This is a genomic window from Isoptericola sp. NPDC019482, assembly GCF_040632295.1.
In the GTDB taxonomy this organism is placed as follows: domain Bacteria; phylum Actinomycetota; class Actinomycetes; order Actinomycetales; family Cellulomonadaceae; genus Isoptericola.
Genome location: NZ_JBEYBQ010000042.1, coordinates 1 through 14,172 on the forward strand (window position 1 = coordinate 1; position 14,172 = coordinate 14,172).

A 14,172-nucleotide genomic window follows, 5' to 3' on the forward strand; every position below is an offset into this window, starting at 1 on the left:
GCGGCGTGCACCAAGGCCGCCGCGATGGGCGCGCTGGTGCGCGTGCTGTTCACGCTCGCGAACGGCCTCGACCCCGCGACCCGGCACGACGTCGATCGAACTGCCGCCCCGAACCGAAACTGCCGCCCTGAGGCGTCTCGTCAGGCGTAGACCGTGCCCATGAGCTCGCGGACGTCGGCGAGCGTGCGGTCGGCGACCTCGTTCGCCCGGGCGTTCCCCCGGGCGAGGACGTCGCGCACGACGGCGGGACCGTCGGCCGCCAGGGCGGCCCGCCGCTCGCGCAGCGGGCGCAGTCCCTCCACGACGGCCTCCGTGACGACCGCCTTCAGCCGCCCCGCCCCGGCGTCGCCGACCGACGCGGCCAGCTCCTGCGGCGTCGTGCCCGCGAAGTGCGCGCCGATGCGCAGCAGGTTCGCCACCTCGGGCCGCCCCTCCGGGTCGTACGCGATATGCCGCTCGGAGTCGGTGCGGGCGCGGCGGAAGAAGCGCACCGTCTCGTCCTCGGTGGCCCGCAGCTCGAGCGCGTTGCCGCGCGACTTGCTCATCTTGGCGCCGTCGTTCCCCAGCACCGTGAGCGACGGCGTGAGCAGCGCCTCCGGCTCCGGGAAGTACGGGCTCGCGGCCGCGTAGCGCTGGTTGAACCGCCGCGCGACCGTCCGCGTCGTCTCCAGGTGCGGCAGCTGGTCGAGCCCCACGGGCACGAGGTTGCCGTGGCAGAACAGGATGTCCGCGGCCTGGTGCACCGGGTACGTGAAGAGCAGGCCGGACATGCCCCGGCCCTGCCGCCTCTCGGCGTCCACGGCCTCCGCCTTCACGGTGGGGTTGCGCTCCAGCTCGGCCACGCTCACCAGGGACAGGAACGGCAGCAGCAGCTGGTTCAGGGCCGGCACGGCTGAGTGCGTGAACACCGTGGAGCGCGCCGGGTCGATGCCCGCCGCGAGGTAGTCGAGCACCACCTCGCGCACGACGACGGGCAGGTCGCCCGCGTCGTCGCGGTCGGTGATGACCTGGTAGTCGGCGACGACGAGCACCACCTCGACGCCGGCGTCCTGCAGGCGCACCCGGTTGTCGAGCGTGGCGAGCAGGTGGCCCAGGTGCAGGGCGCCCGTCGGCCGGTCGCCGGTGAGGACGCGGAAGCGGCCCGGGTCGCGCGCGATCTCCGCCTCGATCTCGGCGGAGCGGGCCTGCGCGACGGCGGCGCTCGGCGTGGCGGCGGGCGCCGCGGCGTCGGGCGCGGGGGGAGGGGTGGTCAGGACGGTCGGTGCGGTCATGGGTCGGTTCCTCAGGGGGATCGCCGCCCGCCGGACCGGTCCGGACACGAGAACGCCCCGGCTGCGACGGGCAGCTCGGGACGGGGACGTGGGCGCGTCGGGTCAGGGCTGCGGAGGCAGCCACCACCAGCTCGCGCGCGTCGTCATGACGTCAGCCTACGCCTGGGCGGGCGCACGACGCTCGCCCGGGTGACGGGCATCAGGGCGACCGGATCGGCGGTCGACGACCAGCCCGTGTGCGAGATCGAGCTGCTGGTCGTCCCCCGCCAGGGCCACGGGCCCTGCCGCACCACGACCCGTCAGGTGGTGAACCTGGCCCGGCTGGCGGCGGTGCAGCCGGGCGCCGTGCTGGTCGTGACGCAGCTCGACCCCGAGCGCCCCGAGGTCGTGCTCGACGACGCCCCCGATGCCGACTGGGCGCGACGCGCGGAGACCGACGACCGGCAGGTGCGCGACCTGCGCGACGCCGACGTCTGGTTTGGCGCCGCGCCGCGGGCGGGCGCAGGGCGCGATCCGGCGCATCCCGTTCGCCGTCTTCCCCGTGCTGGCCGTCGTCGGCTTCGCCGCGGCGCTCTACCCCGCGTGGGACGAGGCGGGCCGCCCGGTCGAGACGCGCTCGATCGGCACCGTCCGCGCCGAGCACGACGCCGCGGCCGCCGCCGAGACGTCGATGTTCACGCCGGGGAACCTGCGGCCCGCGATCGACGCGGTGCTCGCGCTGTCGGGGGACGAGGTCACCGAGGTCTACGTCTTCGACCGGTGGGTGCAGGTCACGGCCCCCACCTCGCCGGGAGCCAGCACGACCGACGAGTGGCAGTACCGCGACGGCGAGGCGACCCGCGAGGGCGCGTCGCTCATCCAGCCGGAGCCCGAGGACGTTCCCCGGGAGCTGTTCGACGCCTCGGAGATCGACTGGGAGGACGTGCCGCCGCTGTTCGACGAGACGGAGCGCCTGACCGGGATCGACGACGCCGACGACCCGATGCTGTGGGTCGCGCGCGAGGTCTGGGCCGACGAGAAGCCCGGCGAACCGCAGGTCCACGTCACCGTCTCCGACGACTACCACGACGGGTCGGTGGACTTCTCCGCCGGCGGCGAGGTGGTCGGCACCTACGGCGGCGCGCCGGGCTCCGAGGCCGCCGCGGCGGAGGGCGAGGCCTGACCCGCCCGCCCGACGGGGCGCACCGCGGCGCCACTGCCTCGTCCGGCGTGGTCAGATTCTCCCGTGGAGAGCGCAGCGAGACAGAGGGCCGAGGCCGCCCGCGGACCCGTCCCGATCCTGGGCCGTGACGCCGAGCTCGCGCGCGTCGAACGACTCGCCGCCCCGGGTTCGGGCGGCGTGCTGCTCCTCGTCGGGGAGCCCGGGCTGGGCAAGACGACCCTGCTGGAGCACGGTCGCGAGCTCGCCCGCCGGGCGGGACGGCACGTCCTGGTGGCGCGGTGCGCGCGCGGCGAGCGCGAGCTGCCGTTCGCCGCGCTGCACCAGCTCCTGCTGCCGCGCCTCGACCGCCTCGACCGCCTGCCGGCGCCGCAGGCCCGCGCGCTCGGGGCAGCCCTCGGTCTGCACGAGACCACGGCCGTGCCGGACCGGCTGCACCTGGCGGCGGGGGCGCTCACGCTCCTGTGCGACGTCGGGCCCTCCACGACCGACGGCTCCAGCGGCAGTGACGGCGGCACCCTCGCCATGGTCGACGACCTGCACTGGGCGGACGACGCCTCCCGCGACGTCCTGCTCTTCTGCGCCCGCCGGCTGGCCGACGCGGCCGCAGGGACGTCCCTCCTCCTGTCCACGCGGCCGGAGGCACCCGAGCCCCTCCCGACGATCACGCTGTCGAGCCTCGACCCCCGCGACGCCGCCCGGGTCCTCGACCTGCAGCCCGTCCCACCTGCCGCGGCCGTACGGCACGACCTCATCCAGCACGCGGCCGGCAACCCGCTGGCGCTCGTCGAGCTGTCCCGCGCGGACGCCGCGGTACCCTCGCCCGCGCCGCCCGACGGCCCCTGGCCGGTGAGCGAGCGGATCGAGCGGGCGTTCGCCTCCCGGCTCCCCGCGCTGCCCGCGCCGACGCGCCGGCTGCTGCTCCTCGCCGCGGCGGCCGACGGCGACGACCTCGCGCCCGTCCTCGCCGCCGCCGGGCCGGGCCCGGCGTCCGCCGCCGTCGGTGACGTGCCCGACGACGACCGGCTGGCCGCGTGGGCGCCGGCCGAGACCGCGGGCCTCGTCCACCTGGACGGGCCCCGCTTCCGGTTCCGTCACCCGCTGGCACGCGCCGCCGTCTACCACGCAGCGCCCTTCGCGGAACGGCGCGGCGCACACCTGGCCCTGGCGGAGGTCGTCGACGACCTCGACCGGCGCGCCTGGCACCGCGCGGCCGCCGCCGTCGGCCCCGACACCGCCGTGGCGACCGACCTCGAGGCCACGGCCGACCGGGCCCGCGAGCGCGGGGGCTGGGCCGCGAGCGCCCGTGCGCTCGAGCGCGCGGGCGAGCTCTCGGCCGACCCGGACGAGGCGGCGCGCCGCTTCGTGCTCGCGGCGCCGGCCGCCATGTACACCGGGCGCACGGCCTGGGTGGAGCGCCTGGCGGACCGTGCCCTCGAGGCCACCGACGACGAGCACACGCGCTGGGAGGCCGACCTCTACGGGGGATGGGCGGCTGCCTCGACGCCCCGTCACCGCGCCGCGGTCGAACGGCTGACGACCGTCGCGCGCCGGGCGGGGGCGTCCGATCCCCAGCTGGCCCTCGCCGCGCTGGCCCCCGCCGCCGTGACGGCCTACTACTCCGGCGACGACGAGCTGATCGACGACGTCGCGCGCTGCCTCGAGGCACTGCACCCGGACGACACGGTGCCGGTGACCGCGTGGGTGCGGGCCGCGGCCGCGCCGTTCGCCCCGGCGTCGCGCGCCACGCTGGACGGCGCGGTCCGGGCGGCCACGCACCTCGGCATCAGCGAGCTCAACGTGCTCGGCGGGGCGGCGTGGATGCTCGACGAGACCGGGCTGGCCGCGCGGCTGCTCGGCGAGCTGCTGGAGCTGTTCGCCCACGGCCCCACGCAGGGGGCCAACGCCCTCGTCACGGCGACCCTCGCCGCTGCGCTGCACGAGCTCGGCAGGTGGGACGACGCCCAGGGCCACGTCGAGGACGCGGTGCGCGTCGCGGAGGCGACGGGGATGCCGGTCGTGCGGGCGGCCGCGGTCGAGACGGCCGCCCTGCTGGCCGCCGGCCGAGGCAGGGCGGACGAGGCCCGAGAGCTCGCGCAGCACGCGCTCGCCGACGTGGGCCCGGGGGCGACCAGGTCCGTGGAGGTGCGCGCGCGACAGGCGCTCGGCCTCGCCTCCCTGGTCGCCGGCGAGCCCGAGGCCGCGTACGACGCCCTCCGCCGGACCTTCGCCCCCGACGGGCGCCCCACCCACCGGCACGCCTCGGTGCACGGGATCGCGCTGCTCGCCTCCGCCGCCGCCCGCGCGGACCGGCCCGAGCGGCTCGACGACGCGGCACAGGTGCTCTCCGCCGTCACGGCACACGTCGGCGACGCCCCGGGGCCGCGGGTGGCGGCCCTGCTGCACCACGCCCGGGCCCTGCTGGCGTCCCCCGACGACGCGGTGGCCGAGTACCGCGCCGCGCTGGCCGACCCCGCCGGCGCCACCTGGCCGTTCGAGCGTGCCCTCGTCCGGCTCGACCTCGGCGAGCGGCTGCGACGCCTGCAGCGTGTGAGCGAGGCGCGGACCGAGCTCAGCGCGGCGCGCGAGACCTTCCTGCGGATCGGCGCCGCCTCGTTCGCGGACCGGGCGAGCGCCGAGCTCCGTGCCGCCGGGGTCGCGGTGGCCGAGCGCACGCCCGACGCCCTCGCGCAGCTCACGCCGCAGCAGCGCCGCATCGTGCGGCTGGCGGCCGAGGGACGCAGCAACCGGGAGATCGCGGAGCGCCTCTTCCTGTCCCCACGGACTGTCGGGTTCCACCTCTACCGGGTGTTCCCGCTGCTCGGAGTGACGTCGCGCGGCCAGCTGCGCGACCTGGTCGACGCCGGGGCGTCCGAACCGGGACCAGTCATCTGACAGAAGCGGCCGGTCACCCGCCCGGGTGAGGGTGATGTCTCCGACCCCTGGGAGACACACCATGACCGAGTACAGCGCGTCCCGCCGTGCCGTGGTCTTCGTGCACGGGCTGTGGCTCCACGCCGACTCGTGGACGCCGTGGATGGACCGCTTCGCGGAGTCCGGCTACGACCCGCACAACCCGGGGTGGCCCGGCGCCTCCGCCACCGTGGCGGAGGCGCGTGAGCACCCGGACCGCGCGGGCGGCGTCGGCCTGGACGACGTCGTGGCGCACTACGCCGACGTCCTCGACGGCCTGTACGTCGACGGTCTCGACCCTCAGCCCGTCGTCGTCGGGCACTCGTTCGGCGGTCTGGTCGCCCAGCGGCTGCTCGCCGAGGGCCACGCGGCCGCGGCGGTCGCGATCGACCCGGCACCCATGCGTGGCAACGTCCTCCTTCCGCCGAGCTCGCTGCGGGTGGCCGCCGTCGCGCTGACGAATCCCGCGAGCTTCCGGGGCACCGTCGCGCTCACCCCGGAGGAGTTCCGGTACGGCTTCGCCAACGAGCTCTCGGACGACGAGGCCGCTGCGCTCTACGACCAGTGGACGATCCCCTCTCCCGGCAGGCCCCTGTTCGAGGACGCGGCGGCGAACCTGCTGCCGGGCTCTCCCGCGCGGGTCGACACCCGCGACGCGGACCGCGGTCCGCTCCTGTTCATCGGTGGCGGCATGGATCACACGGCGCCCGCGTCCCTGACGCGCACCTCCGCGAAGATCCACCGGAAGCACTCCGGCGCCGTCACCGATCTCGTCGAGTTCCCCGACCGGGGACACTCGCTCACCATCGACCACGGCTGGGCCGAGGTCGCGGACGCCGCGCTCGCGTGGCTCAAGGAAAAGGGGCTGTGATGCCTTTCATCACCACTTCCGACAGCTCGACCGGTCCCGTCGAGATCTTCTACAAGGACTGGGGCACCGGCACGCCGGTCGTGTTCTCGCACGGGTGGCCGCTGAACGCGGACGCCTGGGACCGCCAGATGATGGCGGTCGCCGACGCCGGCTTCCGCGCCGTCGCGCACGACCGCCGCGGTCACGGTCGCTCCACGCAGACGAGCGACGGCAACGACATGGACCACTACGCGGACGACCTCGCCGCGCTGCTGGACCAGCTCGACCTGACGGACGTCGTGCTCGTGGGCCACTCGACCGGCGGCGGCGAGGTGGCCCACTACCTGGCCCGCCACGGCTCGGCCCGCGTCCGCAAGGCGGTCCTCGTCGGCGCCGTGCCCCCGCTGATGGTGCAGACGCCGGAGAACCCGGACGGCACCCCGATCGAGGTGTTCGACGGCATCCGCGAGGGCGTGCGGACGGACCGCTCGCAGTACTACCGCGAGCTCGCCGTCCCGTTCTTCGGCGCGAACCGCGAGGGGGCCACCGTCTCCCAGGGCGCGATCGAGCAGTTCTGGCGACTGTCGATGCAGGCCGGCCTGAAGCCGGCGTACGACTGCATCGCGCAGTTCTCGGAGGTGGACTACACCGACGACCTGCGCAAGATCGACGTCCCGGTCTTCGTGGCGCACGGCGACGACGACCAGATCGTGCCGATCAAGGCCGCCGCGATCCGGTCGGCGGAGATCCTCGCCGACGCGACGCTCAAGGTGTACCCGGGCGCGCCGCACGGCATCGTCGGGGCGTACGAGGACGAGTTCACGAAGGACCTCGTGGCGTTCGTCCAGGCCTGACACGACGGTGACCCTCCGGCCCTTCGTGGCCGGAGGGTCGCTCGTCACCGGGACCGGTCGGCCGGCGGCGTGAGCAGCGGCTCCAGGTCCGAGGCGTCCACGAGCGGGTCGTCGAGGTCGACCGTGATCTGCGAGCGCGCCATCACCCGGGCCGCGCCGGTGACGGCGGAGCGCAGCGCCGGGTAGTCGCCCACGCGGGTGCGCTCGAGCACCGTGCCCACGAACCGGCTGCCGCGTGGCGACACCGTCTCCAGCGACTCGCCCTCGCGGATCTCCCCGCGCCGGGCCATGAGCGCGAGCCGCGCCGACGTGCCGGTGCCCGTGGGGCTGCGGCAGAGCACGCCCGGGTGCACGTAGGTGGCCGACGGGGACTCCCAGCGGCCGTCGCCGACGCGGCGCAGCGGCCCCATGAAGTGCGCGAACGGCAGCGGTCCGACGTCGCCGAGGTCGGGGTGCTCCTGGCGCAGGCCGGGCCGGGCCGCGCGGACGAAGGCGTCCCCGAACGCGGTGAGCGCGACCTGCTCCGTCGGGCCGATGTCGAACCCGTAGCGGGAGGCGTCGACCAGGGCGTAGTACGCGCCGCTCCACACGAGGTCGAACATGACGTCGCCGTGGTTCGGCACCTCGACGCTCAGCGCCTCGTCGGCCACGTACGCCGGCTCGCCCTCGGTGGTGATGGACACGACCCGCCCGTCGGTCACCCGCGCGCTCACCCGGGCCAGCCCCGCGGGCGACTCCAGGACCACGTCCTGCAGCCCGTCGCCGTCGCGCAGCGGGATGGCCCCGCTCTGCAGCAGGGCGGTGGCCGTGCAGATCGTGTTGGAGCCCGAGTACAGCGGGTACCCCATCGCCTCCATGATCACGTAGCCGGCCTGCGCCCGCGGGTCGCTGGGCTCGACGATCAGGTCGACCGACATCGCGGGGTCGCCGTACGGCTCCGACAGCAGCAGGCGGCGCAGCCCGTCGCCCTGCCGCTCCAGGTAGCGCGCCTTCTCCAGCACCGTCCGCCCGGGCAGGGGTTCGACGCCGGACATGACGACCCGGCTGACGTCACCGCCCGACTGCGCGTCGATCAGCTCGAGGGTGCGCTCACGGCTGCGCATACGGTGCCCCCACGCGGTGCCAGTGCCGGTCCGGCACGACGACGAGCTTGCCGACGTAGGCCTTCCCCAGGAACGCGCGCTGCGCCTCGTGCAGGTCGGAGAGCCGGAACGTGCGGTCCAGGAGGGGACGGATCTCGCCGTCGGAGATGTAGCGCACCAGCCGCCGGAAGGCGGTGCGCGTGCCCTGCGACGAGCCGTGCAGCTCGAGCTGCTTGAGGTACACGGTGCGCAGGTCGAGCTGCACGACCGGCCCGCCGATGGCGCCCGCCGTCGTGTACCGGCCCTCCGGCCGCAGGATGCGCAGCAGGTCGTTGAACATCGGCCCGGCCACCAGGTCGGCGACGACGTCGACCGGGCCGTCCACCACCCGCCCCACCTCGGCGACGAGGTCGCGGGCGTCGCGCAGCACGACGTCCTGCGCCCCGATCTGCCGCAGCGCGTCCTCCTTGCCCGCGCTCGTCACGGCGTACGGGACGGCGCCGCGCACGCGGGCGAGCTGCACGACCGCCGACCCGACGCCGCCGGACGCGCCCGTCACGAGCACCCGCTCCCCCGCGGCCAGCCGCGCCCGGTCGAGCATCTGCTCCGCGGTGAGGTAGGCGCAGCAGAACGTCGCGAGCTCGGCGTCCGCGATGTCGGCGGTGATCTCGTAGGCGTTCTCGGCCGGGGCGGTCATGTACTCGGCGTACCCGCCGTCGCGGCCGTGCCCGATGTAGTCGATGTCCGCCAGGCTGTCGTCGCCCTCGGGCCGGTGGTAGATGCTGAAGTCCACGATGACGCGCTCCCCGACCCGACCGGCGGGCACGCCGTCGCCGACGGCGGCGATCACGCCGACGGTGTCCGCGCCCTGGATCCGGGGGAAGGTGAGCGTGGATCTGCCGCGTCTCCACGTCGAGACGGAGCCCGGGTCCGTCTCCGTGCCGTACGCGCCCTCGCGGACCCACACGTCCGTGTTGTTCATGCCGCAGGCGTGCACGTCGATCAGGACCTCGCCCGCCGCGGGCGCGGGCGTCGGCACGTCCTCGCGGTACACCAGCCGGTCGAGGCCACCGTGGCCGACGAGCTGGACCGCATTCATCACCGCCGGGATCTCCGCCATCAAGTGAGCGTAGGGGCGTGCGGCCGTCGCGTCATCAGGGCCGGGAGCAGTGGGAGAATCGGGCCCGTGCCCGACCAGCTTCCGCCCACGCCACCGGTCCCCCCTGAGGCGGCCCCGTTCGCCCACGTCGTGTACTACGAGCCGCGCATCCCGGGGAACACGGGCTCCGCCATCCGCCTCGCCGCCGTCACCGGGGCGCGGCTGCACCTCGTGGAGCCGCTGGGCTTCGACCTGTCCGAGGCGAAGCTCAAGCGCGCCGGGCTGGATTACCACGACCTGGCCGTCATGGACGTGCACCCGACGTTCGACGCCGCGCTCGACGCCCTGCCCGGCGCGCGCGTCTTCGCCTTCACCGCGCACGCCGACACCGCCTACACCGACGTGGAGTACCGCCCCGGCGACGTCCTGCTCTTCGGCCCCGAGCCCACCGGTCTGCCCGACGAGGCGATGGACCACCCGCGCGTCACCGACCGCGTGAAGATCCCCATGCTGCCCGGCCGGCGCTCGCTCAACCTCACCAACGCCGCGTCGATCGTCGTCTACGAGGCGTGGCGGCAGGCGGGGTTCCCGGGCGCCGTCTGAGCGCGACACGCCGCGTCTCGCGGCGTCGTCACCCGGGCAGGACGTCGAGCGAGCCCCGGGCCACCATGCTCACGTGACCGCCGACGCGGACGTCGTGCAGCGCGTCGGGGCTCCCCTGCGGGAGCACCGAGAGCAGGCTCGGGCGGCCGGTGAACCGTCCCTGGCGCAGCACGAGCTCCTCCCCGACCGGCGCCAGCCCGTGGCGGGCCAGGTAGGCGCCGACGCAGCCCGCGGCGCTGCCCGTGGCGACGTCCTCCAGGACCCCGTCGTTGTTCCAGTGGCGGCCCTCGAGCGCGTCGACGTCGAGCACGTACGCGTACTGCGCGCCGTACCGCGCGACCAGGTCCGCGAAGTCCGTGCGGGCGATCCGCGCCTCTCCCAGACCGGCCACGACGGGCACCACCAGGTAGCGCAGGCCGGTGGAGACGACCTGCAGCGGGAGGTCGGCGAGCGCGCGCACGGACAGGTTCAGCGCGGCCGCCACCTGGGCCCGGTCGTCGTCCGGCACGGTCCCCAGGAAGGTGGGCGCGCCCTGGGCGAGCTCCGCGTGATAGCCGGCGGCCGCGCGGCGGGTGGAGACCGCGACGGTCCTGCCGGGGAGCTCGAGGGCCCAGCGCCGCGGGTCGGCGGAGCCGTCGCGCTCGTGCAGCACGGCCGCCGCGCCCAGCAGCGGGTGCCCGGCGAACTCGAGCTCCCCGAAGAGGTCGAAGACCCGCGCGGTGACGCCGCCCCCGGCCCCGCCCGCCCGCAGGAAGACCGCCTCGAAGTGGCGCAGCTCCTGGGTGATCGCGAGCATCTGCGCGGCGGTGAGCCCGGGAGCGTCGGGGAAGACGGCCAGGGGGTTGCCCGTGTACGGCCGCGAGGAGAAGACGTCGACGTGCCGGTACTCCAGCGGCGCACGGTCGTGCACGTTCTTGCCCGGCCCGGTCATGCGTCCACGCCGACGACGCGGACGAGCTCTCCCAACCGGGCCATGACGTCGGAGCCCGTGTCGGCGTCCGTGACGACGCCCGCGACGGCCTCGAACCCGACCACCTCGAACGGCGACGCGGCGCCGATCTTCTCCGACGAGCCCAGCACGAAGGTCTCCGCGGCGCGGCCGGCCAGCGCCCGCTTCATGGCGGCCTCGTCCGGGTCGCCGGTGGTGAGCCCGGCGTCGGGGTGGATGCCGGTGACCCCGAGGAGGAAGACGTCGGCGGAGATCCGCTGCGCGGCCTCGACCGCGGCCGCGCCGCTCGCCACCGCCGAGTGCTTGAAGAGCCGGCCGCCGAGGACGAAGACCTCGGCCACAGGGTGCTCGACCAGCGCCGTCGCCACGGTCGGGCTGTGCGTGACCACGGTGCACCCCAGGTCCGGCGGGAGCGCTCGCGCCACCGCGAGCGCCGTCGTCCCGCCGTCGAGGATGACCGTGCTCCCCGGGTCGATCAGCCGCACCGCCGCCGCGGCGACACGTTCCTTGCCCGCCACCTCGACCTGCTGCCGGCCGGCGTAGTCGACGACCGCCGGGGACACCGGCAGCGCGCCACCGTAGACGCGCTGGCACAGCCCCTCGGCCGCCAGCTCACGCAGGTCGCGCCGGATGCTGTCCTCCGACAGGCCGAGCTCAGCCGCAACCGTCTTGGCCACGACCTTGCCGTCGCGACGGAGGGTCTCCAGGAGGTGGTCACGCCTCTCGGCAGCGAGCATCGCTCAATCTCGTTTCTTCGTAGTGATGCATGTTTGTGCCTAGTCTAAGTCCATGACACGACCGATGCTCATCCTGATCGCCGGACCGTACCGCTCCGGGACCGACGGCGATCCGGCCGCGATGGAGGCCAACCTGCGCCGGCTCGAGGAAGCCGCCTGGCCCGTCTTCGCCGCCGGGCACGTCCCCATGATCGGCGAGTGGGTGGCGCTGCCGGTGCTGCGCTCGGCCGGCGCCACGCTGGACGACGACCTCGCGGACGACGTGCTCTACCCGACGGCGCAGCGGCTGCTGCAGCACTGCGACGCCGTGCTCCGGCTGCCCGGCGAGTCGACCGGGGCCGACCAGGACGTCGCGATCGCCGAGAGCCGGGGCCTCCCCGTCTACCACGACGTCGCCGACGTGCCGCGCCTCGCGGACGCCGACCGGTGAGCGGCCTCCCCGGCGTCGACGTCCCCGACCACCGCGGCCGCACCGGGCTCGACCGGGCCGGGAGGGACCTGCGCCGCAACCCCGACGTCGTCGTGCGCGACGTCGAGGTCACTTCCCGGGGCTGGCACGTGCTGCGCCGCACGACGTTCGACCATCGCCGGCGTGACGGGAGCTGGCGCACCCTCGAGCGCGAGACGTACGACCGCGGGGACGGCGCCACGATCCTCCTGCACGACGACGCACGGTCCACCGTGCTGCTCACCCGCCAGTTCCGGTTCCCCGCATACGTCAACGACCACCCGGACGGGATGCTGATCGAGACGGCCGCAGGCCTGCTCGACGACGACGACCCCGAGACCGCGATCCGCCGCGAGGTCGCCGAGGAGCTCGGCGTCGTCGTCGGCCCGGTCGCGCACGTCTTCACCGCGTACATGAGCCCCGGGTCGGTCACCGAGAAGGTCCACTTCTACGCCGCGCCCTACACCCCGGGCGACCGTGTCGGGCCCGGCGGCGGGGTCGCCCACGAGGGCGAGGACATCGAGGCCGTCGAGCTCCGCCGCGACGACGCCCTGGCCATGGTCCGCGACGGCCGCATCGTCGACGGCAAGACCATCATGCTGCTCCAGTGGTGGGCGCTGCGGGGCTGACGACAGGATGTGCACCATGCGCAGCAGCCTCTTCCACCACACCGAGCCGCAGGGCGAGCCCGGCAGCTTCCAGCTCGTCAACCCGCGGATGCTCAAGGTCGACCTCGCCGGCTCCGGCGGGTTCTTCTACGCCAAGCAGGGGTCGATGGTCGCCTACCAGGGCGACGTCGACTTCGCGTACGAGGGCGCGGGCGGCATGACCAAGCTGTTCAAGAAGGCGCTCACCGGCGAGGGCATGTCGCTGATGAAGGTCTCCGGCAGCGGCGACGTCTTCCTCGCCCAGGACGCCGACGAGGTGTTCGTGCTGTACCTGGAGAACGAGAGCGTCACCGTCTCCGGCAGCAACATCCTCGCGTTCGAGAGCTCGCTGACCTGGGACATCAACCGTGTGCAGGGCGCGTCGATGCTCAGCGGCGGGCTGTTCAACACCACGTTCACCGGCACCGGTGCGCTCGCCGTCACCGCCTACGGCACCCCCGTGGTGCTCGAGGTCGACGAGCCGACCTTCGTCGACATGCAGAGCGTGGTGCTGTGGTCCACGACCCTCACCAGCACCGTGCGCAAGACGGCGAAGCTCGGCGCCGCCGTCGGCCGCGGCTCGGGCGAGGCGTACCAGCTCGGCCTCACCGGCCAGGGGATCGTCGTCGTGCAGGCGTCCGAGGGCCACCCGTTGCCGAACCAGAACTGACGCGGGGCCGGTCAACCCCGAGGCCGCCCGGTTCTCAGGCGGGGGCGAGCACCTCGACGCGGTTGCCCGCGCCGTCCCGCGTGTGGAACGGCAGGTATCCCGCGCACGCGTCAGCCCTCCAGCAGCCAGGTGGCCGCGCGGCGCAGCAGCTCGGCATGGGACGGCGAGTCGTAGGCGCGCACGTCGTGGCCCAGCCCGGAGTACACGGTGCGGCCGCCGTGCGCGTCGGCGACCCACACGGCGGGGTGCCGCTCGCCGTCGTCGCCGATCACCCAGCCCAGCACCTGGGACGACGACGCCACGCGCAGGTGGCAGTACCGCTCGTCGACCACCTCGACGGCACCGAGCCCCTCCGTGATCGGGTGCGTCCCCACCGCCAGCGGCACCGTGGTGGGGCCCAGCGGCGGGTGCATCGACTCCCCCGGCACCCATCGGCCGCCGAGCACCTCCTCCCACTCCGCGTGGTCGCCGAACGCGTTCGCCGCCTGGTGCACGGCGAGGATCCGTCCGCCCGCACGCGCCCACGCGTCGAGGCACGCGTGGAAGGGTGCCCAGGCCGCGTCGTCGGGGCCGATCCCGGCCTCCCGCAGCCCCGGCCACGGCGTGCCAGCGTTGACGACCAGCAGGTCGAGGTCGTCCAGGTCGTCCAGGGCGTCGGGGAACGTCGAGCGCACGACGACGTCGGGGGCGCCCGCGGCCGGCTCCAGCCCGGACAGGATCAGCGCCAGCCGGTGCGACGTCGCCGCGTGGTCGTGCCAGGGGTCCTCGTGGCGGCCACGGCCGGCGAGGATCAGGATGCGGGGAGGTCGGGGGGCGCGCGTCGTCGTCACGACCCACCATCCTGCCCGGCCGCCCACGGTCCGGGCCACCGACCGACCAGGAACGATCGC

Annotated in this window: 14 protein-coding genes; 8 read left to right on the forward strand and 6 right to left on the reverse strand. The window is 74.9% G+C overall.

Annotation, left to right across the window (positions count from 1 at the left end; translation table 11 throughout):
• Nucleotides 1-140: 140 nt before the first annotated feature.
• Nucleotides 141-1,271 (reverse strand): tryptophan--tRNA ligase, encoded by a 1,131-nt coding sequence (gene trpS / locus ABZ493_RS19315; RefSeq protein ID WP_430583750.1) that lies wholly within the window; start codon nucleotides 1,269-1,271, stop codon nucleotides 141-143.
• A 478-nt stretch (nucleotides 1,272-1,749) separates the two neighbouring features.
• Here trpS and ABZ493_RS19320 point away from each other — a divergent pair, with 478 nt between their 5' ends.
• From ABZ493_RS19320 to ABZ493_RS19335, 4 genes are all read left to right on the forward strand, one after another.
• Nucleotides 1,750-2,433: a hypothetical protein gene (locus ABZ493_RS19320; protein WP_430583751.1), complete on the forward strand. Its 684-nt coding sequence runs from the start codon at nucleotides 1,750-1,752 to the stop codon at nucleotides 2,431-2,433.
• 63 nt (nucleotides 2,434-2,496) lie between these two features.
• On the forward strand, nucleotides 2,497-5,325 hold the full coding sequence (locus ABZ493_RS19325; protein WP_430583752.1) for an AAA family ATPase: 2,829 nt from the start codon (nucleotides 2,497-2,499) through the stop codon (nucleotides 5,323-5,325).
• Between the two features lie 61 nt (nucleotides 5,326-5,386).
• On the forward strand, nucleotides 5,387-6,214 hold the full coding sequence (locus ABZ493_RS19330; RefSeq protein ID WP_430583753.1) for an alpha/beta fold hydrolase: 828 nt from the start codon (nucleotides 5,387-5,389) through the stop codon (nucleotides 6,212-6,214).
• Nucleotides 6,214-7,047 carry an alpha/beta hydrolase gene (locus tag ABZ493_RS19335; protein WP_430583754.1) on the forward strand — a complete coding sequence of 278 codons (834 nt, stop codon included), beginning with the start codon at nucleotides 6,214-6,216 and terminating at the stop codon, nucleotides 7,045-7,047. Before ABZ493_RS19330 ends, ABZ493_RS19335 begins: the two co-directional genes overlap by 1 nt.
• Before the next feature lie 44 nt (nucleotides 7,048-7,091).
• Here the strand turns inward: ABZ493_RS19335 and ABZ493_RS19340 are convergent, their stop codons facing one another.
• The gene (locus tag ABZ493_RS19340; protein WP_430583755.1) at nucleotides 7,092-8,150 is read right to left on the reverse strand and encodes a proline racemase family protein; all 1,059 of its coding nucleotides are present in this window, start codon (nucleotides 8,148-8,150) and stop codon (nucleotides 7,092-7,094) included.
• Nucleotides 8,137-9,249: an alcohol dehydrogenase family protein gene (locus ABZ493_RS19345; protein ID WP_430583756.1), complete on the reverse strand. Its 1,113-nt coding sequence runs from the start codon at nucleotides 9,247-9,249 to the stop codon at nucleotides 8,137-8,139. The genes ABZ493_RS19340 and ABZ493_RS19345 overlap by 14 nt, the downstream gene beginning before the upstream one ends.
• A gap of 129 nt (nucleotides 9,250-9,378) precedes the next feature.
• On the opposite strand from ABZ493_RS19345, the gene ABZ493_RS19350 reads away from it, so the two are divergent.
• A complete protein-coding gene (locus tag ABZ493_RS19350; protein ID WP_430583780.1) occupies nucleotides 9,379-9,831 on the forward strand; it encodes a tRNA (cytidine(34)-2'-O)-methyltransferase in 453 nt (150 codons plus the stop codon).
• 28 nt (nucleotides 9,832-9,859) lie between these two features.
• On the opposite strand, the gene ABZ493_RS19355 is transcribed toward ABZ493_RS19350, so the two are convergent.
• A complete protein-coding gene (locus ABZ493_RS19355) occupies nucleotides 9,860-10,762 on the reverse strand; it encodes a PhzF family phenazine biosynthesis protein (protein WP_430583757.1) in 903 nt (300 codons plus the stop codon).
• Entirely contained in the window at nucleotides 10,759-11,517 is a 759-nt protein-coding gene (locus tag ABZ493_RS19360) for a DeoR/GlpR family DNA-binding transcription regulator (RefSeq protein WP_430583758.1), read from the reverse strand. Before ABZ493_RS19360 ends, ABZ493_RS19355 begins: the two co-directional genes overlap by 4 nt.
• Nucleotides 11,518-11,569: 52 nt before the next feature.
• On the opposite strand from ABZ493_RS19360, the gene ABZ493_RS19365 reads away from it, so the two are divergent.
• Genes ABZ493_RS19365 through ABZ493_RS19375 form a run of 3 tightly spaced genes read left to right on the forward strand, consistent with a single transcriptional unit; the run spans nucleotide 11,570 to nucleotide 13,282 of the window.
• On the forward strand, nucleotides 11,570-11,947 hold the full coding sequence (locus ABZ493_RS19365; RefSeq protein ID WP_430583759.1) for a DUF4406 domain-containing protein: 378 nt from the start codon (nucleotides 11,570-11,572) through the stop codon (nucleotides 11,945-11,947).
• Complete coding sequence (locus ABZ493_RS19370; RefSeq protein WP_430583760.1) at nucleotides 11,944-12,594, forward strand: NUDIX domain-containing protein; 651 nt, start codon at nucleotides 11,944-11,946, stop codon at nucleotides 12,592-12,594. The genes ABZ493_RS19365 and ABZ493_RS19370 overlap by 4 nt, the downstream gene beginning before the upstream one ends.
• Before the next feature lie 16 nt (nucleotides 12,595-12,610).
• Nucleotides 12,611-13,282 (forward strand): AIM24 family protein, encoded by a 672-nt coding sequence (locus ABZ493_RS19375; protein ID WP_430583761.1) that lies wholly within the window; start codon nucleotides 12,611-12,613, stop codon nucleotides 13,280-13,282.
• 110 nt (nucleotides 13,283-13,392) lie between these two features.
• On the opposite strand, the gene ABZ493_RS19380 is transcribed toward ABZ493_RS19375, so the two are convergent.
• Nucleotides 13,393-14,112 carry a ThuA domain-containing protein gene (locus tag ABZ493_RS19380; RefSeq protein ID WP_430583762.1) on the reverse strand — a complete coding sequence of 240 codons (720 nt, stop codon included), beginning with the start codon at nucleotides 14,110-14,112 and terminating at the stop codon, nucleotides 13,393-13,395.
• Nucleotides 14,113-14,172: the final 60 nt, after the last annotated feature.

What these genes read in the sequence shown, in the direction of transcription:
- ABZ493_RS19330 (WP_430583753.1), top strand. Translation starts at nt 5,387, where the DNA reads ATGACCGAGTACAGCGCGTCCCGCCGTGCCGTGGTCTTCGTGCACGGG.
- ABZ493_RS19375 (WP_430583761.1), top strand. Translation starts at nt 12,611, where the DNA reads ATGCGCAGCAGCCTCTTCCACCACACCGAGCCGCAGGGCGAGCCCGGC.
- ABZ493_RS19340 (WP_430583755.1), bottom strand. Translation starts at nt 8,150, where the DNA reads ATGCGCAGCCGTGAGCGCACCCTCGAGCTGATCGACGCGCAGTCGGGC.
- ABZ493_RS19365 (WP_430583759.1), top strand. Translation starts at nt 11,570, where the DNA reads ATGACACGACCGATGCTCATCCTGATCGCCGGACCGTACCGCTCCGGG.
- ABZ493_RS19335 (WP_430583754.1), top strand. Translation starts at nt 6,214, where the DNA reads ATGCCTTTCATCACCACTTCCGACAGCTCGACCGGTCCCGTCGAGATC.
- trpS (WP_430583750.1), bottom strand. Translation starts at nt 1,271, where the DNA reads ATGACCGCACCGACCGTCCTGACCACCCCTCCCCCCGCGCCCGACGCC.
- ABZ493_RS19355 (WP_430583757.1), bottom strand. Translation starts at nt 10,762, where the DNA reads ATGACCGGGCCGGGCAAGAACGTGCACGACCGTGCGCCGCTGGAGTAC.
- ABZ493_RS19345 (WP_430583756.1), bottom strand. Translation starts at nt 9,249, where the DNA reads ATGGCGGAGATCCCGGCGGTGATGAATGCGGTCCAGCTCGTCGGCCAC.
- ABZ493_RS19360 (WP_430583758.1), bottom strand. Translation starts at nt 11,517, where the DNA reads ATGCTCGCTGCCGAGAGGCGTGACCACCTCCTGGAGACCCTCCGTCGC.